This is a genomic window from Bradyrhizobium sp. JR3.5, from assembly GCF_054057015.1.
In genome coordinates, this window is the sequence record NZ_JBSRYV010000001.1 from 317,478 (window position 1) to 341,729 (window position 24,252).

A 24,252-nucleotide genomic window follows, 5' to 3' on the forward strand; every position below is an offset into this window, starting at 1 on the left:
ACCCGGAGAAGTGCGAAGCGGCTTTCCGAAAGGATTAAGCGCGATGACGCTTCAACCTGGTCTCGTCGCCCTTCATGACGCCGCCACGAGCGGCGGCGATGCCACCTGCGGTGCCTCGGGTGTCTGCATGGCGATCGTCGCCAGCTGGAAGCGGATGCCGTGCACGGAGATGGTCAGCGGGATAGCGCGGAAGTCGTCGTGGAAGGCGCGGATTCGGCGAGGCAGTTCGCCGGCACTGATGCCGGCGGGAAGCTCGCACATGTCGCGGTACATTTGGCGGGTGCTCTTGATGCCGCACCAGGCGATTTCCAGTTCCGGCAGCGGCGAGGGATCGCGGGCGAGATCGCGCGACATCCGCCAGAACAGATGAGCAAGCCGCACATAGGCAATCTGCTCGAGCCCGCGCACGCTGATCTTGTCAGGAATGATGAAGGCCTCGACCCCGACGATCGGACCGGAATCGACCCGCGCGGCCATCACATGGGCTGTCGCGCCGAAAGTGCGCGCACCGTCATAGAGCGCGAAATGTGCCGGCGCCCAGCCGGGATATTGCGGTGGGCCCGGGTGGAAATTGTAGGCGCCATGGCCGAGCGCCGCCAGGATGCTTTCAGGCACGACGACGCTGGTGGTGAACGCCAGCAGCCGGGCCTCGCGCAACACCTCGGGCTCGATCGCCGCGAGGTCCTCGGCCGTCACCGCGCAGCGGAACAACAGCGCCGGATTGTGCGCCTTCAACAGCTCGGTGAGCGCGAATTGCTGGTTGGCGACGCCGGTGAGAAGGATGATGGTCTTCATGATGTCGATGTCCTTCTCTTGCCTGGTTATTGTACCGCTGATCAGCCGCGCTGCCCGGCCATGACGACGACGCTGCCGGCATCGCGGGACTGACCCACGGTGCGGAACAGATCGGTCGGCAATGCCTGCCAGGGCGCAATCTCGATGATCCGGCTGTTCGCGCTGGCGGCTGCCGATTTTGCCGCGCGGATATCGTCCTGCCAGGGGCAAAGCGCGAGCTCGAGCCGGCCGAACCCTCCGCAATCGGCGGCGAACGCGCCGGTGACGGCCTCGATGCTGGCAGCCATTTCGCGTGCGTCGCTGGTCGCGATATCGCGCATGATCACGGTGATCGCGTTGTTCGAGGCCGCCTGCGACTTGATCACGATCATGGCGTCGCGGCCGCCGCTGCGGCAGGCGCGCCGCGCGGCCCGCATCGTGACGCCGAATTCGGCATCGGGCCCAAGGTCGCTGTTATCGGTCGGCAGATTGTGGACGATTGTGGTGTGGCGGAGCGTGCCGGCGTCTTCGGTGGGCGCATGGTACGAGCGTGGCAGCCAGGCGGTGTCGAGCGCCATTTGCGACGACGTCAGGCTCCAGGCCTGGTCGAGCAGGTAGCCCTCCCAGACCGCGGGATAGGCGGTCGCGATGTGATGCCAGTTGCGCAGCAGCGACTCGGCGGCCAGGGTGCGGCCGAGATACAGGGTACGCGCCGACATCTCCCACCGGTTCCACTTGTGGAGTGCGATGTCGCATTCGAGGGAGGACGGCAGCAATGGTGGTTCGCTGAGCGTCGCATCGGCCTCGATGAAGAGCAGCGGCTCGCGGTGCTCCTGCCACATCCGCAGCATGAAGGCAGACTTCTCGGACGCGCGCATGTGCTCGCCGTCCGCGGCGTCGATCGGTACGATGTCGCAGGCGATGTCGAATTCGGCCAGCTTCTCCCGGAGCGCGCGGGGATGATCGTCGCCGCAGGCGCGGGGATAGCAGGAGACCACGCGCAGCGCCGAGTCGGATCGGGAGCCTTCCGCGGGCGCGATCGGGCGCCAGTTGAGGCCGCCCCACCACATCTCGTGCGGGCCATCGAAGCTCGGCCCGATCGTCCCGAAGTCGGTCAGCTTGGACTTCAGGAAATCGAACGCGGGATTTTCGCCGAAGGGGACAACGACCGCACAATCGGCGCGAAGCGACTGATAGAGGATTTCGGCGGCGGGGCCGCTCGGCGGCTCAACGAGGATGATGACGCCATGGTCCCGGCCCGGCACTGAACCGGCCTGGTGGACGGTCGCGCGTCCGAGCCGTTCGGACAGCCATGCGAGCCGCCGGCGCTGCGCAGCGCTCATCCGGATGCCGTTCGCCGCCAGCAATTGGTCGAAATTCGTCTGCAAGTCGCCCGCTTGCACCGTGTCAGCCGAAATCATGCCCGCACTACCCCTCGTTAACCTTCTACGAGCGGGGCGGTCAGATCAGGCGGACAAATCAGTTGTCGATGGTTGCCTGCGCACTGTTGGCGCCGCGCCAGGTCAGCGTGGCCGAGGGGGCTCGGCTACCGTCGTGGTCCTCGACCGCAAGGATGCGGTCATGGTCGAGGGCGGTCAGCGCGACAGTGTAGATCGCAACATCGTCCTCGAAGCCGTCGACCGGGATCAGCAGCATGCCGTCCTCGGTGGTGGCACGGAACTGACGGCTGCTCCGCTCGAGGCCGGCATCGATCAGCCGTCCCTCTGCGATCGCCTTCACATTCGAACTCTCCGCCGCCTTCGCGGCGCTCTCGCCGTACTGGACCGTGATGCCGTGGAGCATCCCGGCGCGGGTGAGCTTTGGCAACGGCAGCGCGATGGTCGCAACCGCCATGCGGCGCGACAATGGAATCCGCAGGCGGAGGTCGCCGAGCCCGGTATGATAGACGCTGACGGCTTCCAGCGACGCCTGGCCGTCCGACCCGAACAGGCCGACCTGCAGCGTCCCGCATTGCGCCTCGCCGAACACGTTCGCGGGCAGGCGATTGGCGCCGAACAATGTGTAGAGATAGGCGTGCGACGGCGACAACGCGGCAAAGCTGCCGGCCAGCCACATCGGCGGCGCCGGAGCCGTGCAGGCGGTCGAGAGGCCGCGGGCGACGATGCAATCATTGATGAAGCCGGCGTCGAGCAGCGGCGCGAGCGCCTGCGTGCCGAGGTTGACGTCATGCCTGATGCCGCCGAGCAGCACGAGTTCATCATCGTCGGGCAGCAGCAGGAGACGTCCGAGCACGGCGGCGGCCCAGCGTGCGGCAACGATGGGGTCCGTGTCGGGCTGCAATGCATAGCGCGATGCCAATTCGCGGGCGTGCGACGCATAGGCCAGCGTCCCGGACTGCACCTCGTTCGCCAGCGCTAGCTGCGCGGCCGGGCGCTGGTCGCCCTCGCGCAACACCTCACCGCCGCGGTAGTCGCGTGCCGATCCTTGATCGGAACAGCAAAGCTGCTCCAGCAATGCGACGTTGCGGATCAACATGCGCTTGACGTGCGGCGTGACGATGCGATCCGAGATCAGGCCTTCTGCGGTGTCGTTGTCGGCGATGTCGTCGAAGGCATCGTCAAGCGTCAGCAGATAGGCGCCATGCAGGCGGATGCGAATTCCTTCGCGATCGAAGATGCGCCGCAGCGACTTCTGCACGCTGGCGGAATAGCCGAGGTCAACGAGGATGAGGTCGGTGCAGCCGTCGAAATCCGCGATCTTCGCCCGAAGATAAGCGAGCAGGCGCGTGCGGACACCGGCAGCGATGTCGGTGATCTCGCGCGGGTCCATCAGATCGGGCAGGGCGTCGGCGAGTTCGCGGCCGCCCGCAATGCCGTCAGGATATTGCGCGAAGAACTTCATCACCGCCGGAGGCTGCACCTTGACGATATCGACAAAGGTCGCCGCGTCGATCTTGACGACCCGGCCCAGCAGCTCACTGAGAGGTTCGAGCGTATCGGCGGACCCGACCAGGCTGACACGACGATTGATCTCGACATAGGCGCCGGTCTCGCCATGGTTCGCCTGCCAGACGCGATACGGCAGCAGACCGTCGCGGCCGAGGAATCCGATCGCGACGCGCGCGCCCTCGCGCGCCAGCGCAGCGCGCTGAGCTTCGATGAAGGCGTCGAACGCCGCCATCACCGGACCGAGAACGGTCACACCGAGGTTGAAAGCGGGAGAATGCTCTGCGCTGCGTGCCGTCACCGCGCGTCGTAGCGTGCGGGCGCCGCAATCGAGCCGCGACGGCTGATCGGGCCACAACAATTCGAAGATCGACGTTTCGCGCTGAAACTTCGTTGCCAATGCCGCGCTGGCCTGCGGATAGTAGCGCGGGCGGATGCCGTGACGGCGGGCGCCCTTGATATCGGCGTTGTGATTGTCGCCGACATGGAACGAGCTCGCCGCATCGATGCCCTGCTCGGTGAGATAGGCCTCGAACAGCGCTTCGCTCTTGCCAGAGCCGTGATCGCAGGATGCGTAGAGGAAATCCCAGGTCAGTCCGGGGCTGCGGGAGCGCAGCAATTGCGCGAGCTGCTCGGTGCTCCAATACGTGTCGGAGATGAAGCCGACGCGAAAGCCGCCGCGCTTCATGTCCAGATATTGCTCGAGCATTTCCGGATTGGCGCGGCACAGCTCGAGCTCGGCTTCGAACTCGATCTGCGCGAGGTCGCTCAACGCTTCGCGGCTCAGGCCGAACAGCCTGAACGGAAAGTACTTATAGATGTCGACGATGCGCACTTCAGTGGAGCCAATGCGCTCCTGCGCGAGCTTGCGCGCACGCGCCTCCGCCTGGATTCGATGCTGAACGAAACTGACGGACATGTTTGGAAATTTTTCGGCAATGCGCGAAAGCTGAAAAACCCTCTCAAATACGCCATCCGGTGTCGTGCAGGCACGCAACAGAAATGTATCGAAAACATCGAATGAACATGCAGAAACATTCTGCGCTCGACGCGTTGCGTCGACCGTCATGATCGTCATGCGCAAAATTCCCGCCAGTCCTCATGCGTTGAACGCCTGCGTGAGACAAATCAGGCGCGATGATTCAAAAAAGTTGATGCGGGATTCGAAAACGCGCGCTTCGCGACTGACAGATTCAAAAAATCCGATAACGTCGAAACGGTGATTCGGAAAAAATTGCCTAGTCGCAATCGTCGAATGCAAGTTGGCGACCAACGGCGATGGATCACTCGCATGCTCCGCGCATGCATGTGTTCGCGTGGCGTTAGTTGATGTGACAACGGCGTTTTCCGGCGCGACGAATTCTCCCGCGGGCATGCAAGGCGATGCTGAACGACTGCTCCATTCTCCGTAGAATTGCTGCCTGCGCCTCCGCGGAGCGGCAGCTTTTGCCGGGCGGTCGGCAAAAAAATCCAGCTAAGCATTTGAAAAATAACGAAAAAAGTTCGCCTGGTTTGCTCAACCCCTCCGTTCAACGCTCAGAAGCCGCATGCAATGTGTGCTTGCGGCGTTGGTTGGAGAGCGGCGGATGAGTTACGCGCTTGATGTGATGGCAGCGGTCGAGGTGGAAGCCACGGCGGCCGCGGCTGCGCCGGTCGAAGCGGCCGCTCCCTGGAGCAACGTCCCCACGGTCGCCGATGCGGGCCCGCTCGACACCGGCGAGATCCAGGACGAGGACAAGGAGCTGCTCGACCGCCTCGCCGCCGGCGACGAGGCGGCGTTTCGCGCTCTCGTCGAACGCCATGTCGATCGCGCCTACGCGATCGCGCTGCGCATCGTCGGCAACGCCGCAGATGCAGAAGACGTGGTGCAGGATACGATGCTGAAGGTCTGGACGCATCGTGGCCGCTGGCAGCATGGCCGCGCCAAGTTCTCGACCTGGCTCTATCGCGTCGTCAGCAACCGTTGCATCGACCTGCGCCGCAAGCCGCGCACCGAGAATGTCGATGTCGTGCCCGAGGTCGCCGACACCCAGCTCGACGCCTCTACCGTCATCGAGCGCAACGAGATCGGCAATCTCCTGGAGCTTGCGATGCAGCGGCTGCCCGAGCAGCAGCGTGTCGCGGTGATCCTCTCCTACCACGAGAACATGAGCAACGGCGAGATCGCCGAGGTGATGGATACGACCGTGGCCGCGGTCGAGTCGCTGCTCAAGCGCGGGCGGCAACAGCTGCGGGAGCTGCTCAAGCGGCACGAGCGCGACCTGCGCGGCGCGTTTACCGACTGCTAACCATAAATTCCGGCTTCTGAAGTTTTCGCGCCTGACCATCGGCGGCCGACCCGTTTGATCGGTCGGACGGGGGCTGGATCCGCGTCACCTCTCTTTCTCACGATGCGGCATGCCATGCCCCATCAGCACAGGAGCTACTCATGCCCGCAATTTCCACCAACACGGCCGCCAACTCCGCGGTCCGCTACCTCAACATCAACTCGATGCAGGAAACCAGCGCGCTGTCGAAGCTGTCGAGCGGCTCGCGCATCACCTCCGCTTCCGACGACGCGGCCGGCCTCGCGATCTCGACCCGCATCTCCTCCGACATCACGACGCTGCAGCAGGCCGCCACCAACGCGGCGCAGGCGACCTCGATCCTGCAGACCGCCGACGGCGGCGCGTCCAACATCTCGGACATCCTGGCCCGCATGAAGTCGCTGGCCTCCGAGTCCGCCTCCGGCACCGTGGCCGATTCCAGCCGCGCCTACATCAACTCGGAATTCACGCAGCTCAAGGGCGAAATCGACTCCATCGCTTCCGGCACCCGCTACAGCAGCCAGAGCCTGCTCGATGGTTCGAGCGTGTTCTCCTCGGGCGTCTCGGTGCTGGTCGGCTCGACCTCGGCCGACACCATCACGATCACGCTGACCAGCCTGACGGCGTCCTCGCTAGGCGTGACCTCGCTCGACGTCTCCAGCCTGTCGAGCGCCACCAGCGCAATGTCGGCCCTCGATAGCGCGATCGACACCGTGTCGTCCGCCCGCGCCGAGATCGGTGCCCAGGAATCGCGCTTCAACTTCAGCGCCGACTCGATCTCGACCCAGACCCAGAACCTGCAGTCCGCGAACTCGGCGATCAAGGACGTCGATATTGCTTCCGAGCAGGCGACGCTGTCGTCGGCCGAAGTGAAGACCCAGGCCGCGGTGTCGGCGGAAACCGCCGCGAACCAGATGCCGCAGTACCTGCTGAAGCTGCTTGGCTAATTCGAACGATAGATCGGGCCGGCATCGTGCCGGCTCGATTCTCACGACGGCGGAGGTGTCGACATGACGGTTAGCAGCGCCACCTCGAGCACATCAGGCGCGACATCGTCGGGTTCCGCCAGCTCTGCCAGCACGGTGACCACGACCGGCACGACCAATTCGGCCAGTATCGACTGGACTGCCCTGATCGATGCCGAAGTCAACGCCAAGCTCACGGCGGCGACCACGATCACCACCAAGATTACCGCGAACCAGGCCAAGGTCACCGCCTATCAGTCGCTACAGACCGAGCTGTCGACGCTGGCAACCGGGCTGTCGTGGCTCAGCACGTCGATCATCAACTCGATCGCCACCAATGCGTTCGCCACACGTTCGGCGACGATTTCGTCCACCGGCGACGTCAGCGCCTCCTCGGCGCTGTCGATGAGCGTCAACAGCGGCTCGGCGACCGGCGATCACGCGCTCCAGATCACCCAGCTCGCAACCGCGCAGAAGGTGATCGGCGCTTCGCAGTCGAGCAGTTCGACCGCACTCGGCTATTCGGGAACGTTTTCGCTGGGCCTCGCCGGCGGCAGCAGCACGGCGATCTCGATCACCAGCGGCATGTCGATGCAGGATATCGTCGACACCATCAATGCCCAGACCTCGGCGACCAATGTTCAGGCCTCTATCGTCCAGGTGTCGAGCGGGTCCTATGAGATGGTGCTGACGGGGACCCAAGACGCCGCAAACATCACCTATTCATCGACATCCGGCGACGACATCCTGAACAAGCTCGGGGTCACCGATACTTCGGGGGCGTTCACCGACGTGTTGCAGAATGCGCAATCCGCGGAATTCACCCTCGACGGCATCGCGCTCACCCGCAACACCAACGATATTTCCGACGTTCTCTCGGGCGTCACGTTCGATTTGCTGCAGCCGACGCCCAGCGGCACCAGCCTGAACATCAGCATCTCGACCGACACCAGCCAGATCACGTCAGCGTTGCAGACCTTCGTTACCAACTACAACGCATTTCGCGACCAGGTGATCGCGCAGTCCGCGCAGAATTCCGACGGCACCGCCGCATCGAGCGCGGTGCTGTTCGGCGACAGCACGATGCGCGATATCATGACCCAGCTTCAGCAGGTGCTCAGCGGCTCCGTCGGCGGAATGACGATGGCCGACCTCGGCCTGTCGTTCAACGAGAACAACGAGCTGCAGCTCGATACCGGTACGCTGTCGACCGTGCTGACGCAAAATCTGGCCGGCGTTACCAAACTGCTGTCCGCGCAGACGACGACCTCGTCCAGCCAGCTCAACGTCGTCAACACCGGCACGTCGCCGCAATCGTTCACGCTCGATGTCACAGTGGATTCGACCGGCACGCTGACCGGCGCCTCGGTCGGCGGCGACAGTTCCGGCTTTTCGGTGGTCGGCAACACCATCATCGGCAATTCGGGCACGATCTACGCCGGCATGGCATTCACCTACACCGGCTCGACTTCGCAATTGATCACCGTGACGTCATCGTCCGGGCTTGCGGCACAACTCTATCAGCTAGCGCAAACCAACTCCGGGAGCAGCGGTCAGCTACAGACCATGATCACCAACCTGCAGTCGCGCGATACCGATCTACAGTCCCAGGTCAGCGACATCCAGAGCAATGCAGCGACGTTCAAGGCACAGCTGCAGCTTCAATACGCCAATTATCAGGCCGCCATCGAAAGCGCGAACAACACGCTGGGCTACCTGAGTGCCCTCCTGAACGCATCATCGAGTAAATAATGACCCAGAATGCTACGGCCTACCTTGCCAACAATGCCTATCGATCCGCCGCGGTGGCAGTCCCGCCGCTGAAGGCGGTGGTGATGCTGTGCGACGGCGCCATCACGTTGCTGCAGAAGGCGCTGGATGCGCACGAGGCGAAGCGCTTCGAGGAAGGGCATACCTATCTGACGCGGGCGACCGCGATCCTGCGCGGCCTGAGCCACCATCTCGACGTCACCCGCGGCGGCGCGATGGCCGATCGCCTGTTCCGGACCTACAACGCGCTGATCATGGCGTGCCTGCGCTCCTACGGCCGGCCGCACGCCAGGGAGAATTTCCGGCGCATCATTGCCAGCCTGACGGAACTCCGCGACGCCTGGAAGTTCGTCGAGGCGACCGCCGGCAAGGCCGCCAAGGCCAGGACGCTCGACAAGACGCTCGAATCAGCCGCCGGCCGCTGAGCGGGCGAATCGGCCGGCGAACCCCGTTTCGCCGGGAGGGGGCAGGGCGCTCGGGCGGGCGTCCTGTTGGGGAAAAGGCCGCTCGGTGAGCACCATGCTGGACCTGACGCTACGGCGGCGGAAATTGATTTCCGCCGTCCCGCGAATGCTTTATGACAGCCTTGGCGACGAGGCTGGATCTGCGCGCGGGATGGACGTTGCGACATTCGAAGACCTGATCGACCGGCTGGGGGAGGATCTGTCCCGCTGGCCCGATGATCAACGTCTTGCCGCGGTCCAGCTGCTCGCATCCTCGGTCGAGGCGCGGACGCTCTATGAGCAGGCGAGCGCGGTACGCCGGGCGCTCACGGCGCCGCCGGTTCGTGCACCCAAGGGTCTTGCCGACCGCATCGTGACCGCGGCGGCGAAACTGCCCCAGGACGTACTGCCCCAAGAGCCGGCGCCGGAGCCGGACGCACCCACGGATCAGTCGAACGATGCGCAAGCTCCAGGCGATGCCGCGCAGCAAGGCAAGGTGCTGCCGGCGCTGCTGCTGGCCCTCTGCCTGTTGCCCGCGCTGGCGCCGCCGGCACTGATGCTCGCCGAGCCGGATCTGCCGATCAGCCTCTCGCTCTAATCTCTCCGCAATTCCTTTTGAAGCACTCCGCGCCTTCCGCGGCGGGTCGGCCTGCGCGCGCATTTGCGCGCCTCCGGGCCGCGACCGACACGGCAAATTCTGCCGACTAATCAAGTGATTCCGCGCGGATGAATCCGCGCCTGAAATCGCCGCGTCATCCGTTCTATCTGCGAACGACTTCACGATCCCAATGTTTCACCGCGTTCCGTCGCCTAGCCCGCGACGAAGAGAGCCTTGTCATGACCGTTTCCTCAGCAACCTCTGCTGCAGCCTCCGCCGCCTCGAACTCGTCGTCGAGTTCGTCAAGCAGCGCGTCGATGGGGATGAGCTCGACCGATTTCCTCAACCTGCTCGTCAGCGAACTGCAAAACCAGGATCCGCTGAACGCCACCAGCACGACCGACTTCATCAATCAGCTCACCTCGTACGCCAACTTCACCGAGCAACAGTCGACCAACGCCAGCATGACGTCGCTCGCGAGCTCGTTCTCGAGCCTCGTGACGCTCAACTCGGTCAACTATATCGGACACACCGTCGAGGCGAAGACCAACACGGCGGAGCTGACCAACGGCTCCGCGACCTTCGGTTACTCGCTCACCTCGGCCGCTTCCAACGTCGCGATCGCGATCCAGGACTCCTCGGGCAATACGGTGTGGAACGGCAAGGGGAACCGGAAACACCGGCTCCAACACCTTCACCTGGAATGGCCAGACCACGAACGGCACCCAGCTCAGCAACGGCGGCCAGTACACGATCCAGGTGACCGCGACCGACTCCGCCGGAAACTCGCTGCTCAGCTACACCACGATGACGGGAACGGTGACCGGGATCGATGCCTCCGGCTCGACACCTTCGCTGCTCGTGAACGGCGTCCCCGTCAGCGCCGCCAACATCATCGGCGTCACGTCCTGATTGCTGCCGGAGTATTATCATGAGTCTCACAGGTGCACTTTCCTCGGCGATCTCGGCGCTCAATTCACAGAGCCAATCGCTGGCGATGATTTCCGACAACATATCGAACGCCGATACCACGGGGTACAAGACCACGTCGGCGATGTTCGAAGATCTGGTGACGGCGTCGAACAGCGCCACCTCGTACACGTCCGGCGGCGTCACGGTGTCCGGCCGCGCCAACATCACCCAGCAGGGATTGCTTGCCGCGACCACCAATCGCTACCGACGTTGCGATCCAGGGCAGCGGTTTCTTCGTCACCACCAATGCGACGACCGGCGGCACCACCTCCTATACGCGCAACGGCGCGTTCACCACCGACAACTCGGGCTATCTCGTCAACAACGGAAACTATCTCGAGGGCTGGCGCACCGACGCGCAAGGCAACATCATCGGCAATGCTTCCGCCGCGAGTCTCGGGCCGGTCAACACGCAGGTCGCCTCCACCAGCGGCAGCGCGACCACCAAGACCACGGTCGCGGCGAATCTGCCGGCCGATGCCGCCATTGGCGCGACGTTCAACAGCTCGATGACGGTCTACGATTCGCTTGGTACGGCGAGCACGATCCAGATCGACTGGAAGAAGACCGCAGACAATGCCTGGCAGGCGAGCTTCGAGCAGCCGAAGCTCGCGTCGGACTCCAGCACGGCCAGTGCCAACGCGATCACCGATACGGTGGCGATCACCTTCAATCCCGACGGTTCGCTCGCCTCGACGGCGCCGATTCCGCCGACCATCTCGATCACCGGCTGGAAGGACGGCGCGGCCGACAGCTCCACTGCCAATGGTACCGCGATCACGCTCAATCTCGGCACGGCCGGCAAGACCGACGGTCTCACGCAATATTCGTCGGGCCAGACCACGCCTTCCGTCGACCTCACGAGCATCACGTCGGACGGCCTGCCTTACGGCAAGCTGAGCAGCATCGCGATCGGCAAAGGCGGCGTGGTCGATGCGACCTACTCCAACGGGCAGACCATCGCGATCTACAAGATTGCGGTTGCGACCTTCAGCGACCCCAACGGATTGAGCGCGGCCAGCGACGGCCTGTACTCCGCGACGGCAGCGTCCGGCAACGCCACGCTGCAGACCTCGGGGGCCAACGGCGCCGGCACGATCTACGGCAGCGAGCTGGAATCGAGCACCACTGACACCAGCGGTCAGTTCTCCAACATGATCTCGGCGCAGCAGGCCTATTCGGCGGCGTCGCAGGTCATCACCACCGTCAACAAGATGTTCGACACGCTGATTTCGGCGGTGTCGCGATGATGACCGGAACGAAGAATGACCGCCTGCTGGTCAGGCTTCAGCGGCTGAAGGCGAGGGCTGCCTCGGTTCGGCCGAACGATCGGGCGCAACTCACTGCGTTGCTCGACGACGTCGGAGCGTTGCGGGACCTGCTGATGCGCGAGTGCGTGCGGCTCGACCAGGAAATCAACCGGGCCTCGGTCCGGGTAACGGCAATCACCGCGTATGGGCGCAGCGCACAATCGGTTCGGGCCCTGCGTCGCGGACACTAGCTTGAACGGGAGCGATGACATGACACCGGAACGCAACATCAAGATCAATCCCGCGGGCAATGACGAGCGCGCCAGGTCGTTGATTGCCCTGATCGACAATCTGATCGAGATCGTGAACGAGGAGAACGTCGAGCTCGCCAAGGGCCTGCCGGCCTCGCGGCTGAAGCAGGTCGACGAGAAGAACCGCCTCGCGACGCTGTTCGAGCAGTGCGTGGCGGAGGCCGTCGGCAAGACCGCCAACCTCAACGTCCAGGATCGCGTACTGCGCGAGCAGCTGATGGATCGGATCCTGAAGCTTCGGGTTGCGATGGACGAGAACGTGATGCGGCTGCGCGCGGCGATCGATGCCAGCAACCGCAGGATCGAGGCGATCATGCAGGCGATCCGCGAGCAGATCGCCAACGTCTCGCCTTACGGGGCCGGCGGCCGTCGCGTCACATCCGCGATGTCATATGGCACCAACGTGCGGGCCTGATCGCGCCGGCGCCGGAGGGAGTGGGTCGTGTCGTCGCTCGATATCGCACGAAGCATCGCATTCAGCGGGCTGTCTGCCACGCAGGTGCAGATCAGCGTGGCATCGGCCAACATCTCTAATGCCGACACCAAGGGCTATACCGAGAAGACCGCCAACCAGAGCAGCAGCGTCACCAGTGGTGTCGGCACCGGCGTCACGATCTCGGGGATCACCAGCGCGGTCGACAAGCTGCTCCTGAAGTCGCTGGTCGGGGCCGATTCCGATCTCGGCGCAGCCGACACCAACAACAGCTATCTGACCGAGCTCCAGCAACTCTACGGCAGCACCTCGAGCGGCGACAGCTCCACGACGGGCACCTCGCTGGCCAACACGATCGCGGCATTCGAGTCGGCGCTGTCCTCGCTCGCCAGCACGCCGAGCAGCGCTTCGCTGCAATCGAACGCCGTCAGCGCGCTCGCTGCGGTCACCAATCAGCTGCAGCAAACCTCGAGCGGCATCCAGAAGCTGCGCTCCAATGCCGACCAGGATATCGCCTCGTCGGTCACCGACATCAATTCCGATCTGCAGCAGATCTCCGACCTCAACAAGCAGATCAAGCAGGAAGCGGCTGCGGGCCAGTCCACCGCCGATCTCGAGGACCAGCGCAACGGCGCGCTGCAGGACCTCGCCTCGCAAATGAATGTGAGCTATTTCACCACGTCGAGCGGTGATCTGCAGGTCTACACCGGCTCAGGGCAGGCGCTAGTTGACAGCACGGCACACCCGCTGAGCTACACGGCGCTGCCCAATGTCACGGCATCGACGACATATAGCGCGGGATCGTCGAGCGGCTTCAGCGGTATCACTGTCAACGGGGTCGACATCACCTCGCAGATCTCCTCCGGCAAGGTCAGCGCCCTGATTGCCCTGCGCGACCAGACCCTGCCGGCCGCGCAGTCGCAGCTCGACGAGCTTGCCCAGCAGCTGGCCTCGAGCGTGAATGCAGTATCGAACCAGGGCACATCGATGCCGCCGCCAGCGAGCTTGACCGGTACGGCGACTGTCAGCAATTCGACATCGTTCGCGGGCACCGGCACGGTGCGTATCGCTGTCGCCGACAAGAGCGGGAATCTCGTATCGTATCAGGATATCGATCTATCGGCATATTCCACGGTGGGCGCTCTTGCCGCCAAGATCAACACCATCCCCGGCGTCTCGGCATCGGTTGATGCCAACGGACATTTGTCGATCTCGGCGACCGGGTCGGGCAATGGCATCGCCATCAACCAGATGACGAGTTCGGTCGGCGGTGAGGGATTTTCGCAGTATTTCGGGCTCAACGATCTGATCACGGGGACCAGCGCTTCCAACATCGCGGTGCGCAACGACATCCTGAGCGGCACGGCGGCGCTGCCGACGGCGGCACTCGATGCGTCGTCCACGCTGACGGTCGGAAACTCGGTGCTGTCATCGGGCTCGGCGACGGTGGTGAACGCGCTCTCGAGCGCACTGACGGGGTCGACCAATTTCGCGATGGCGGGTGGGCTGGGCGCCACCACCGGCTCTTTCACCGACTATGCGGCAGCGATCGTTGCCAACGTCGCCGGCAAGGCGACCCAGGCATCGGCAACCTACACATCAAAGCAAACCGCGCAGTCGACCTATGCGAGCTCGCTGTCGTCGCAGTCCGGCGTCAATATTGACCAGGAGAGCGCGAATCTGAGTGCGTTGCAGAACAAATACGCTGCCGCATCCCAGATCATTACGGCCATCAATTCCATGTTCTCGGCGCTGATGACCGCGATCACCGCAGCCTGAGTGTGAGGGCCTTGTCATGATGATGCGTGTTGCCACCTTCGCGCAATCGGAGCAGATGATATCAAGCGCGTTGCGCGTGCAGTCGGTGATGGCCAATGAGCAGGTGCAGGAGTCCTCCGGGCTGCAATCCGAGGATTTCGGCGGTTACGGCTCAGGCGCCGGGCGCGTGATCAATTTGCAGGTCTCGGTGACGCGCGCCCAGTCCTATATCGATGCCAGCAATCTCGCCGACAACAAGGTGCAGGCGATGTATTCGGCGGTCGGCTCGGTGACGGATATCATCACCCAGCTTCGGACCCAGCTCAGCGCCGCCACGACCGGCAGCAGCACGGCGACGGCATCGGTGATCAACTATGCCCAGCAGGCGATCTCGCAGATGCAGGGGCTGCTCAACACCCAGTATGACGGCGAATACGTCTTCAGCGGCGCCCGCACCGATGCTGCGCCTGTAGATCTGTCGAGCTATGACACCGGCACGGGCTCGCTGACGACATCAGACACCAGCTACTACAAGGGTGACAGCGAGATCGCTTCGGTACGCGTTTCAGACAGCCAGTCGGTTTCCTATGGCGTCACCGCCGACAATCCGGCCTTCGAGCAGGTCATGCGGCTGTTGAAATACGTCGGCAACAGCACGGCGTTGTCGTCGAGCGATATCTCGCAGGCGCTCGACCTCGCCGGAAATGCATTGGATGCGACGTCCACGGTGCAGGCAAAGCTTTCGACCTCGGCGTCGCAGATCGAGACCGCCAGCACGAACCAGAGCGACTACCAGAATTTCGCCAAAACCCTGTCGACCAACCTCACCAGCGTCGACGTCGCCGCGGTGACGGCGCAGCTTTCGACCTATCAGGCGCAGCTGACGGCGTCCTATTCGGCGATCGCCAAGATCCAGAGCATGAACCTGGCGAGCTATTTGCGATAGCAGCCTGTCGTCGACATCATCGGTTCAGGATCTTCAGCCAGACGTCGCCGAGAATGATCGGTTCGCGCGGGGGAAGCCAGGTCAGGCCTGCCGCCTTGCCAAGCTCGGCGATGGTGCCCTTGGCTTGAAGGTCGGACAGCACCTTGTTGACAGCCTCCAGCAGCGCCTTGTCGGTCTCGAGAGCGACGTAACCGCGGTTGGCGCCGATCGGGAAGTAATAGCCGGAGGCGGTGATCTTGGTGTCGGGATGATCAGCGCGGTAGGCGTCGAACCGCCGCAGGTCGAGCAGGGTGGCGTCGAACTCACCGCGTTCGAGCTCTCCGAGCAGGTCGCTGCGCCCGGGAACGAGGTGGGTGATGTCTTCGATCAGCTTTCCCTTGTCGAAGGTCATCAGGATGGCATCGCCCAGCGTACCGCTTTCGATCGTCAGGCGAAGGCCGGCGAGATCGCCGATATCGGAGATCTTGCGGTCCTTGACCCGGTCCTTGGCCTTGGGGCCGAGCACGACGGTCATCGGCGAATAGATGTAAGGCTGGCTTGGCGCCAGCACCCCGATCGGAATCCGCCGGCGGCGATCGTCGCGGGTGGCGCCATCGAAGTCTGGCAGCTTAGCCGTCGCGACACCAGGCGCCTTCAGCGAGTCCGTGGTGAGGGCGTAGCCGCCGACCAGCGAGCATCGCCCGTCCGACAGCAACGCATTGGCCTCCAGCGCGGGGCTCGAATCCTCGTCGAGCTTGCTCTCGAACCACTGGATATTGAGCGGCCGTCCGAGCCGCTCGGCGATCACTTGCGCGAGCGCGACGTCGAAACCGGCATCCGGCTTGCCGCGATGATGCGCCGACAACGGCGGGAGATCCTCGTCGAGGCATACTTTGAGCGGCTCGCCGGCCGCATGCGCTGCCGCCGTCATGGCGAGCAGCAAGGCTGTCGCGGCGCCCGCCAGCAGCGCTCTCATTGGGGCCTCCGGCTCGACAGGAAGGCCCAGACGTCGGCGATCTCCCTGCTCGCTCAGGATGTCGGCCCAGGGCGGCATCTTGCCGTTCTTGCCTTGCTTCACGGTGGTCACGAAGCGCGTCTTGTCGTCGGGAAACGCGCGCAGGTCCGGCGTGATGGTGCCGGAGTTAACCATGTTGGGCCCATGGCAATGCGAGCAGTTCTTGGCGTAGGTGACCTTGCCCTGGTCGGCCTGACCCTGAAGGTCGATTGCACTGGCTTGCTGTGCGGCTGCCGGGATCAACGTGATCAAGGTCACCGCGACGGCGGCGAAGATCGCCGCCGTCAACAGGGTTACTCTTTCAGTCACGTGTGCTCCGCGCTCAGTTCTTGACCGCGAAAACCCACAGCGAACCGCCGGGCGGGACCTTGGCAAGCCGCTCGTCGCCCGAGAACAGCGAATAGACGCCGCCATAGCCCGAGGTGACGGCAACATACTGCACGCCGTCCTGCTGCCAGGTCACGGGTTGTCCTTCGATGCCCGAACCGGTCTGGAACTGCCAGAGCTTCTTGCCGGTGTCAGCGTCGAACGCCTCGAATTCGCCGGTCAGCTGACCGGAGAACACCACGCCGCCTGCCGTGGAGAGCACGCCGGAGAAGCGCGGAATGTCGCTCGGCGCTTCCCACTTCGCCTTGCCGGTCATCGGATCGATCGCCTTGAGATGGCCGCGCGGTCCGGTGCCCCATTCCCAGGGATCGGTGAGGTCCATGCCGAGATACCATTCGCCCTGCTTGAACGTCACCGGCTCGGCCTTGTACTTGCCGCCGAAGGCGAGCGTGTTGGCGTAGGCGAGACCGGTCTGCGGATTGAACGACATCGGCTCCCAGTTCTTGCCGCCGAGGATCGACGGGTAGACCGTGACCTTCTTGCCGTCACGTGCATCCTTGGCGACGTCGGTCTCGATCGGCCGTCCGGTCTTCAAGTCTACTCCGGTGGCCCAGTTGACGTTCACATAAGGATTGGCCGCGAGCAGCTTCCCGTTGGTGCGATCGAGCACGTAGAAGAAGCCGTTGCGGTTGGCATCCATCAGCACCTTGGTCGGCTTGCCCTCGACATTCATGTCGGCAAGGACCATTTCGGCCACCGAGTCATAGTCGAACGGATTGTTCGGCGAGAACTGGTAGTGCCACTTGATCTTGCCGGTCTTCGGATCGAGCGCGAGCACCGAACAGGTGTAGAGGTTGTCGCCCGGACGCACCGCAGAGTTGAACGGTCCGGGATTGCCGATGCCCCAATACACGGTGTTCAGTTCAGCATCATAGGAGCCGGTGATCCAGGTCGATCCGCCGCCCAGCTTCCAGGTGTCGCCCTTCCATGTGTCGCCACCGGGCTCGTCCGGAGTCGGGATCGAGTAGGTACGCCAGAGGCGCTTGCCGGTCGCCGGATCCCAGCCGTCGATGAAGCCGCGGGTGCCGAATTCGGCGCCGGAGATGCCGGTGATCACGACGCCGTCGGCGACCAGCGGCGCCACCGTCATCGAGTAGCCTTCCTTGATGTCCGCAGCCTTTTCGCGCCACAGCTCCTTGCCGGTCTTGGCATCGAGCGCGATCACATTGGCGTCGAGGGTGGTGCGGAACAGCTTGCCGTCATACAGAGCCGCGCCGCGATTGATGATGCCGCAGCAGACGATGCGCGGCGTCTCGGCGGGGTACTCGACCTTGGTCTTCCAGATCTGCTTGCCGCTCTTGGCGTCGATCGCCATCGTGGCATTGTGCGTGGTGACGTAAAGGACGCCCTGGTAGACGAGCGGCTGCGATTCCTCGCTGCGGTCGTCGTTCAAGCTGTAATTCCAGACCGGGACCAGATTCTTGACAGTGTCCTTGTTGATCTGGTTCAGCGTCGAGAAGCGCTGAAGATTGTAGCCCATTCCGTAATTGAGAACGTTCGATGTATCAGTCGCACCCTTGACCAACTGCTCGTTGGTCTGAGCGCTTGCACCATAAGATGCAAGAATCACGAGGCTTGCGGCCAGCGCAATGCGTCTCATCATATCCTCCCAATGAACCCTTTTCCGCACGCCTATTCCTGACGTTGCGGACGGAACCATCCCCCTGAAACCAAAACGGGTCAATACGAAAACGTGAACGAACCCCAACCAGCCTCCGGAGGCCGGTCGAAAGCTTCAGGTTTTTGCTGATGCGCCCGTAGCTTACCGTGGCATGGAATACACAACGCCACGCGTGATTCGCCGCTATGCCGCAGCGCGAACGGTTCGGTCAGCTCGACGGCGCATGCGGACAGGCGCTCGGACGTGGCTTGGTGCCCCGCTTGTCCGGCGGCACATTGCAATTGTCGATGCGCTGCTCGTCGGTCCATTTGCGTCCGAGCCGCTCCTTGCCGGTGAGCGTGCGCTGCTGGACAGCCTCTGCCGATGGGGCAGGGGCCCTGTTCTGCGCGGTCGCAGGTGACGTCAGACCGAGCGCAACGAGGCAGCCCAACGTGGTCTTGCAAATGTCGCTCATGGGTCACCTCGCTCGTTCCGGTGCAATGGCATTTGCCGAACGTCACAGATGATCCGCGAGGCGGTTTCTTTCCACCCGAAACCTGACAGGTCTCGCTGGTTGCTCTGGCTGTGGGAAGCCTCATCGAAGCTGCTATGGTAGCTTCGACCGCAGGGCGCGCTCCGTATCCTTGCTGGAGCGGCACTCAAGGGAGACCAATGATGATTTCGCGCCGATCGCTTGCTTTGACCTTGGCTGCTGCCGTGCTGTCAGGTCCCGCTCTGGCCGCATCGGGTGGTCGCAGCGCGCTCAAGATACTCGATCCCGACAATGACGGCACGGTCGACCTTGCCGAGGCCAAGAAGGCCGCCGCCGACCTGTTCGCGAAGCTCGATCCCGATCATGATGGCACGCTCGACGTGCGCGAATTGCGCGGACGGCTGACCGCGAAAGAGCTGGCGAAGGCGGATCCGGATCATGACGGCACGCTGACGCTCGACGAATATCTCGCGGTCGTGGAGCAGCGGTTCAAGGCCGCCGATCCCGACAATGACGGAACGCTGGATGCGAAGGAGTTGAAGTCGCGCGCCGGCCGGGCGCTGCTGCGCCTGCTCAAATAGGTCCGTGCCAGCGAATTGTGCCGGGCGGATTCCGCCTATTGATGCCGGATTCCGCGCATAACAAAAAAAGTTGCAATTTCGCTCTTGGGCAAGACTCGGCCGGTGCAATCGGGTTTTCTTGTCGGTACGTCGCCGCCCGGCAGCCGGAAAATGCCTGACAGATCAGCGTCGGGGTTTCCCAGCCGTTCCAAAGCCGGGCGGACGTCAGCGAGCCGTCGTCCGTTCCGGCATGTCCAGCAGCGAAGTCGGGTCCTTACCCGGCCGGCTTGCACCCTGGAACAGCCAGCCCTAGCTTGCCGCGCGGCGCGACGCTTGCGCCTAACTATACTTGGGAGAAGGAAATGGCCTGGAAAACACCGAAGATCGTCGAAGTGCCGGTCGGCATGGAAATCAACATGTACGCCTGCGCAGCGCGCAAGTAATCCGAGACAAGTAACGCGAGACACCCTGCCCGGCTCGTGCAGCTTGCTGCATCGAGCCGCGGCAGGCGGCGTCTTTCGCGGCCGCGACGCCGCCGCTCGAATTTCCCTCAGATCGTTCCCACAACACGTTGAAACCGAGACCACCTGCGCGATTGGCGGGCCGTCCTGCTTTGTCCTACAGTGCGGCTTGAGGTGGTGCTCCGAGAACGATGAGTTTTGAAATCAAGCGAGGGCGGCGTTGGGTGGGCGTGCTGTGCGCGGCGATTGCCGGTGTCGCAGCGGTGCCGCCGCTCGGCGCCTGCGCCGAGGGTTTTGATACCGAGCACATCTTCGGCTTCATGATCGGGTCCGATGTGGGCGAGCTCGGCGAGCGTGAATTCCAGAGCCAGACCACCGGGCGCTTCGCCAAGGATGGCGGGCGCTACCGCGCGCTCAATCAGGAAATGGAGCTCGAGCTCGTGCCGGCGCCGAATTTTCGTGTCGAGCTCGGCACGTCGTTCAGCGCGTACGATATCAACCGCGTCCCGGGCTTTGACGATCGCAGCCAATTGTCGTGGCAGAGCGTCTCGGTCGATTTTCGCTATCGCTTTCTCGATCGCGAGGCGGCGCCCTTCGGCATGACGGTGGCGTTGGAGACACGCGCTGGCCGCGTCGACGAGACGACGGCTGCAGCAGTCCGCAGCTACGGGACCGAGCTCACGGTGGCGTTCGACCGTGAGGTGATCCCGAATCTTGCGGTGGCTGCCCTCAATGTCAGCTATGAGCCGGAATGGACGCGGATGCCGCGCACCGGGGCAGCAGAGCAAGATGCAACCATCGGCGTCGCGTTTGGCCTGATGGCCAAGGTGAGGCCGGATATCCTGATCGGCGGCGAAGCGCGCTATTTCAGGAAGTATGAGGGGATCGGCCTGGACGAGCTGTCCGGGCAGGCGCTGTTCATCGGTCCGACCGCCTATTTCCAGCTCTCGGAGCGCTCGCGCCTGACTGCGACCTGGAGCGTCCAGGCTTGGGGGCAGCGGGCCGGCAGCAATGCCGGCCTCGACCTGGTCAATTTCGAGCGCCACCAGGCGCGGCTGGTGTATGGTCTGAACTTCTAGCGCCGGGTTCCCACATCCTGTCACGGGCCTGTGAAACCCTGACCTGGCTGACTACGTATTCCGTCGTGCTATCTATTTCGTGAGCACGCCTAGGGATCGCGCATGAACCCGATTGATCTGATCGTCACTGTATGTGCCGTGCTGTCGCCCGCCACCTGCGAGGAGCAGCATCTGGTGTTCAACTGGAGCGGTTCGCTGCAGCAATGCGCCATGGCCGCGCCGCCTTATATCGCGCAATGGGTCGGCGAGCATCCAAAATGGACCGCGGTGCGATGGCGCTGCGAATATCCGCACACCAACGATCGCGCCGGCACGGACGGCAAACCGCCGGCGGGCTAGCTAGCTGTTACTTGTTGCAGTCCTTCAGATCCTTGTCGGACACTGAAAACACGGCATCGGCCTTGATCTCGATGTCGCGAACGAAGCACTGCCTAGCGCCGCTGTAGCCGACCTTGGCATCGTAGCGGCCGGGCTCGACGCCGGTGATCCGCAAGCGTTCGTCGTGGTCGACTTCCTTGTCTTTGTCGTTGAGCGTCTGGTTAGAACCCCACTCGTTCTTGCCCGCCGGGGACAGCTCGAAGCTTGAAATCGTGGCGCTGGTCAGATTCCACAGCCGGATGCCTTTGCCCTTGCTTTGGGCAAGCGCAGTCGTCGGCAGGACAAGCAACGCGACACCAACCGCAATCAAAGCACGCGCCATCCAATCTCTCCCTTACGCTTTCGTCCAAGGATGACGGCGTCTCACATATTTGCAAAGTCCAGCTGTGAGAGCCGCCGCTTGATTTCGTCGATCTCCGGCTCGCCGCGCGTCGCGCGCGGCGCGGCGATAGTCTCGACGTGAAGGATTCGGGCCGGTCGCGGCGACAGGAAGAACAGGCGGTCGCCGAGGCGGACTGCGTCGTCGAGATCGTGGGTGACCAGCAGCGTCATCATCTTCCGGCTGGCCACCAGCGTGGCGATCTGGTCGCGCAGCCGCCCCGCAAGTGCATTGTCGAGCGAGGCCAGCGGCTCGTCGAGGATGAGGAAATCCGGCTCGATGGCGAAGGCGCGAGCGAGCGCGACGCGGCGGGCGAGGCCGAGCGACAGCTCACCGGGAAAGTGGTTGCGGTGCACGCTCAATTCGAGCACCTCGAACAACGCCGACAGCGTGCCGTCGTCGACATGCGGTGCGGCGATCCGCACATTCTCCTCCACGGTGCGCCAGGGCAACAGCCGCGGCTCCTGAAACACCATGCCGAGGCGCATGCCGGGGGAGCGCGCGACATGGCCCTGGTAGTTGGCGTCGAGCCCGGCGAGAATCCGCAGCAGGGTGCTCTTGCCGCAGCCCGACGGTCCGAACAGCACGCCAACCTCGCCGGCGTTCAACGTGAAGGTGACATTGTCGAGCACGTCGTGCCGCTTTCCGGCAACGCTCGCAAAGCTCTTGCCTGTGATATTGACCTCAAGCTGCACGGAGCCGCCACCGCGTTAGCCTGGTTTCAAACGGCTGCACCAGCAAGGTCTCGATGACGAGCACGACACCGGCAAAGCTCAACGAGTAGGCGAGCAGCAGCGGGATGTCGAACAGCTGGAAGGCGACCCCGATCTCGAAGCCGACGCCGTTGGGGCGGCCCAGATATTCGGCGACCAGCACGATCTTCCAAACCAGCGACAGCCCGGAGCGCGCAGCGGCCGCGATGTAGGGCGCAAGCTGCGGCAGGACCACATGCCGGAAGGCGCGGCCGCGCGGCAAGGCAAAGGCCGTTGCCATCTCGTCGAGCGCAGGGTCGAGCGCGCGGGCCCCCTCGCGCAGGGTGACGACGGCGGTCGGCAGCTTGTTGATGGCGATGGCCGTGATCGCGGCGACCTCGGTCAGCCCGGCCCAGATATAGGCCAGCACGATGACGACCAGTGCCGGCAGGTTGAGCAGCAGGATCAGCCAGGGATCGCCAAGGCGATTGGCAAGCGACACGCGGCCCATCAGGTAGCCGATCGCCGAGCCGAGCGCCATGGCGAGAGTGAAGGCCAGTGCGACGCGCGCCAGCGTTGCGCCGAGATTGACGAACAGCGCGCCCGATCGCGCTTCGGCTATCAGGACCGACAGCACCGCCGGCGGCGCCGGCAGCTTCGCATCGCCGATCAACAGCGAGGCAATCCACCAGGTCGCGATGAACAGCGCGAATGACAGGAGGCGCAGCACCGCTAGTCTCCCGGGATCGCTTGATAGAACGTGCCGGGATCGAGCTCGGTCGCGGTGCCGACGAGGTCGCGGCCGCCCAGCTGCGCCAGCACCCGGTAGAGCACGCGAGCATCAGCCTCTTCGTCAGCGATCGGACGGCGTGGGATGCCCTCGCGGTAGCGGTCGCGATAAGCGCGCAGCGTCGCCGCATCCGGCGCACCGGTCAGCGGCGCAATCGTGTCCCATTCGGTATCCGAGGTCGCCAGAATCTCTTTCGCGGCACGCGTCACGGCGATGAAGCGGGCGACCAGATCCTTGTTGGCATTGGCCCAGGCTTCGTCGAACACGTAGCCGATCATCGCGATGCGGCCCTTGCTGCCGAGTTTTTGCAGGACCTCCTCCATGCCGGCGAGCCGGCGAAAGCCCTTGGCTTCAAGCGCCGCGCAGAAATTCCAGTAGTTGAGCGTCGCGTCCATCTCGCCGCCGAGGGCCTTGGCGGCCAGCAGCGGCGGAGCGCCGTAGACAACGGTCGCCTGCGACTTCAGGTCGACGCCGTCCTGCTTCAATGCGGCCTGCAGCAGCAGCCAGTTCTTGTCGATCGCGCCGCCGGCCACGGCAAGCTTGCGCCCCTTGAGGTCCGCGAGCGTCTTGAGCGGCGAGGCGGCCGGGACCATCACGGCGCCCAGCGCGCTCGAATAGGGATAGAACTGCAGCCTGGCGCCGAGCGAGCGCTCGCGCGAGACCCAGGGCCAGTCGGACACCATGACGTCGGCCGACCCGGAGCGCAGCGCGATCTTGCCGGCCTCGGGGCTGGCGAGCTCGACGACATCGATCGACAGATTGGCCTTTTTGTCGAGACCATGGGAGCGAATGACGGCCAGTTCCCAGGCCAGCGTTCCGGTCTTCTGCGCTGCAACGCGGATGGTCTCCGCGTAGCACGAGGTGCCGAACTGCATGACTGCCAGAACTGCCGCAGCCAACACCGTGCGTACAGAGATGATCATCGTTTCTTGAGCCACTTCCCCGAATGTTTTCTTTTCTGATCAACATCCATAGCATAGCTTGCGGAAAGAGAAGAGGAAGCAGGA

General features: G+C 63.8%; 23 protein-coding genes and 3 pseudogenes. 15 read left to right on the top strand and 11 right to left on the bottom strand.

Annotated elements, in window-relative coordinates; genetic code table 11:
- Positions 1-72 precede the first annotated feature (72 nt).
- The 3 genes from ACVWW1_RS01595 to ACVWW1_RS01605 are packed head-to-tail and all read right to left on the bottom strand — an operon-like array spanning position 73 to position 4,599.
- Complete coding sequence (locus tag ACVWW1_RS01595; RefSeq protein ID WP_456656593.1) at positions 73-798, bottom strand: formyltransferase family protein; 726 nt, start codon at positions 796-798, stop codon at positions 73-75.
- A gap of 38 nt (positions 799-836) precedes the next feature.
- Positions 837-2,195: a hypothetical protein gene (locus ACVWW1_RS01600; protein ID WP_456654606.1), complete on the bottom strand. Its 1,359-nt coding sequence runs from the start codon at positions 2,193-2,195 to the stop codon at positions 837-839.
- A 58-nt stretch (positions 2,196-2,253) separates the two neighbouring features.
- Positions 2,254-4,599 carry a hypothetical protein gene (locus tag ACVWW1_RS01605; RefSeq protein ID WP_456654607.1) on the bottom strand — a complete coding sequence of 782 codons (2,346 nt, stop codon included), beginning with the start codon at positions 4,597-4,599 and terminating at the stop codon, positions 2,254-2,256.
- A 667-nt stretch (positions 4,600-5,266) separates the two neighbouring features.
- Between ACVWW1_RS01605 and ACVWW1_RS01610 the strand changes: the two genes are divergently transcribed.
- The 11 genes and pseudogenes from ACVWW1_RS01610 (at position 5,267) to ACVWW1_RS01660 (ending at position 15,432) form a co-directional block, all read left to right on the top strand.
- Complete coding sequence (locus tag ACVWW1_RS01610) at positions 5,267-5,968, top strand: RNA polymerase sigma factor (protein ID WP_456654608.1); 702 nt, start codon at positions 5,267-5,269, stop codon at positions 5,966-5,968.
- Between the two features lie 140 nt (positions 5,969-6,108).
- Positions 6,109-6,933 (top strand): flagellin, encoded by an 825-nt coding sequence (locus ACVWW1_RS01615; protein ID WP_050405219.1) that lies wholly within the window; start codon positions 6,109-6,111, stop codon positions 6,931-6,933.
- Between the two features lie 63 nt (positions 6,934-6,996).
- Complete coding sequence (gene fliD / locus ACVWW1_RS01620) at positions 6,997-8,703, top strand: flagellar filament capping protein FliD (protein WP_456654609.1); 1,707 nt, start codon at positions 6,997-6,999, stop codon at positions 8,701-8,703.
- Positions 8,703-9,146 (top strand): flagellar export chaperone FliS, encoded by a 444-nt coding sequence (locus tag ACVWW1_RS01625; protein ID WP_176529962.1) that lies wholly within the window; start codon positions 8,703-8,705, stop codon positions 9,144-9,146. Before fliD ends, ACVWW1_RS01625 begins: the two co-directional genes overlap by 1 nt.
- Before the next feature lie 85 nt (positions 9,147-9,231).
- A complete protein-coding gene (locus tag ACVWW1_RS01630) occupies positions 9,232-9,762 on the top strand; it encodes a hypothetical protein (protein WP_456654610.1) in 531 nt (176 codons plus the stop codon).
- 239 nt (positions 9,763-10,001) lie between these two features.
- A pseudogene (locus ACVWW1_RS01635) lies at positions 10,002-10,674 on the top strand (flagellar hook assembly protein FlgD).
- 19 nt (positions 10,675-10,693) lie between these two features.
- Positions 10,694-11,984 (top strand): annotated as a pseudogene (gene flgE / locus ACVWW1_RS01640) (flagellar hook protein FlgE).
- Entirely contained in the window at positions 11,981-12,235 is a 255-nt protein-coding gene (locus ACVWW1_RS01645; RefSeq protein WP_456654611.1) for a hypothetical protein, read from the top strand. Before flgE ends, ACVWW1_RS01645 begins: the two are co-directional and overlap by 4 nt.
- Before the next feature lie 19 nt (positions 12,236-12,254).
- A complete protein-coding gene (locus ACVWW1_RS01650; protein WP_092125877.1) occupies positions 12,255-12,710 on the top strand; it encodes a flagellar protein FlgN in 456 nt (151 codons plus the stop codon).
- A 27-nt stretch (positions 12,711-12,737) separates the two neighbouring features.
- Positions 12,738-14,507, top strand: a complete 1,770-nt coding sequence (flgK, locus tag ACVWW1_RS01655; protein ID WP_456654612.1) for a flagellar hook-associated protein FlgK — start codon at positions 12,738-12,740, stop codon at positions 14,505-14,507.
- A 16-nt stretch (positions 14,508-14,523) separates the two neighbouring features.
- Positions 14,524-15,432 (top strand): flagellin, encoded by a 909-nt coding sequence (locus ACVWW1_RS01660; protein ID WP_456654613.1) that lies wholly within the window; start codon positions 14,524-14,526, stop codon positions 15,430-15,432.
- Positions 15,433-15,448: 16 nt separating this feature from the next.
- Here ACVWW1_RS01660 and ACVWW1_RS01665 read toward each other — a convergent pair whose 3' ends face one another.
- The 4 genes and pseudogenes from ACVWW1_RS01665 to ACVWW1_RS01680 all read right to left on the bottom strand — a co-directional run bounded on the left by ACVWW1_RS01665 (position 15,449) and on the right by ACVWW1_RS01680 (position 18,888).
- Positions 15,449-16,387, bottom strand: a complete 939-nt coding sequence (locus ACVWW1_RS01665; protein WP_456654614.1) for a substrate-binding periplasmic protein — start codon at positions 16,385-16,387, stop codon at positions 15,449-15,451.
- Positions 16,384-16,735, bottom strand: a pseudogene (locus ACVWW1_RS01670) (c-type cytochrome). Before ACVWW1_RS01670 ends, ACVWW1_RS01665 begins: the two are co-directional and overlap by 4 nt.
- A 13-nt stretch (positions 16,736-16,748) precedes the next feature.
- Positions 16,749-18,413, bottom strand: coding sequence for a methanol/ethanol family PQQ-dependent dehydrogenase (locus ACVWW1_RS01675; protein ID WP_456654615.1), 1,665 nt, complete (start codon positions 18,411-18,413; stop codon positions 16,749-16,751).
- 229 nt (positions 18,414-18,642) lie between these two features.
- A complete protein-coding gene (locus tag ACVWW1_RS01680; RefSeq protein ID WP_456654616.1) occupies positions 18,643-18,888 on the bottom strand; it encodes a hypothetical protein in 246 nt (81 codons plus the stop codon).
- Between the two features lie 200 nt (positions 18,889-19,088).
- On the opposite strand from ACVWW1_RS01680, the gene ACVWW1_RS01685 reads away from it, so the two are divergent.
- From ACVWW1_RS01685 to ACVWW1_RS01700, 4 genes are all read left to right on the top strand, one after another.
- Positions 19,089-19,487, top strand: coding sequence for an EF-hand domain-containing protein (locus tag ACVWW1_RS01685; RefSeq protein ID WP_207831543.1), 399 nt, complete (start codon positions 19,089-19,091; stop codon positions 19,485-19,487).
- Between the two features lie 341 nt (positions 19,488-19,828).
- Positions 19,829-19,909 carry a pyrroloquinoline quinone precursor peptide PqqA gene (pqqA, locus tag ACVWW1_RS01690; RefSeq protein WP_009031067.1) on the top strand — a complete coding sequence of 27 codons (81 nt, stop codon included), beginning with the start codon at positions 19,829-19,831 and terminating at the stop codon, positions 19,907-19,909.
- Positions 19,910-20,118: 209 nt separating this feature from the next.
- Entirely contained in the window at positions 20,119-21,006 is an 888-nt protein-coding gene (locus ACVWW1_RS01695) for a hypothetical protein (RefSeq protein WP_210284201.1), read from the top strand.
- 102 nt (positions 21,007-21,108) lie between these two features.
- A complete protein-coding gene (locus ACVWW1_RS01700) occupies positions 21,109-21,345 on the top strand; it encodes a hypothetical protein (RefSeq protein WP_176529972.1) in 237 nt (78 codons plus the stop codon).
- Positions 21,346-21,352: 7 nt separating this feature from the next.
- Here ACVWW1_RS01700 and ACVWW1_RS01705 read toward each other — a convergent pair whose 3' ends face one another.
- The 4 genes from ACVWW1_RS01705 to ACVWW1_RS01720 are packed head-to-tail and all read right to left on the bottom strand — an operon-like array spanning position 21,353 to position 24,120.
- Positions 21,353-21,706 (bottom strand): hypothetical protein, encoded by a 354-nt coding sequence (locus tag ACVWW1_RS01705; RefSeq protein WP_456654617.1) that lies wholly within the window; start codon positions 21,704-21,706, stop codon positions 21,353-21,355.
- A gap of 41 nt (positions 21,707-21,747) precedes the next feature.
- The gene (locus ACVWW1_RS01710; protein WP_456654618.1) at positions 21,748-22,458 is read right to left on the bottom strand and encodes an ABC transporter ATP-binding protein; all 711 of its coding nucleotides are present in this window, start codon (positions 22,456-22,458) and stop codon (positions 21,748-21,750) included.
- Positions 22,448-23,185 carry an ABC transporter permease gene (locus ACVWW1_RS01715; RefSeq protein WP_420965252.1) on the bottom strand — a complete coding sequence of 246 codons (738 nt, stop codon included), beginning with the start codon at positions 23,183-23,185 and terminating at the stop codon, positions 22,448-22,450. Before ACVWW1_RS01715 ends, ACVWW1_RS01710 begins: the two co-directional genes overlap by 11 nt.
- A gap of 2 nt (positions 23,186-23,187) precedes the next feature.
- The gene (locus tag ACVWW1_RS01720) at positions 23,188-24,120 is read right to left on the bottom strand and encodes an ABC transporter substrate-binding protein (RefSeq protein ID WP_456656594.1); all 933 of its coding nucleotides are present in this window, start codon (positions 24,118-24,120) and stop codon (positions 23,188-23,190) included.
- Positions 24,121-24,252: the final 132 nt, after the last annotated feature.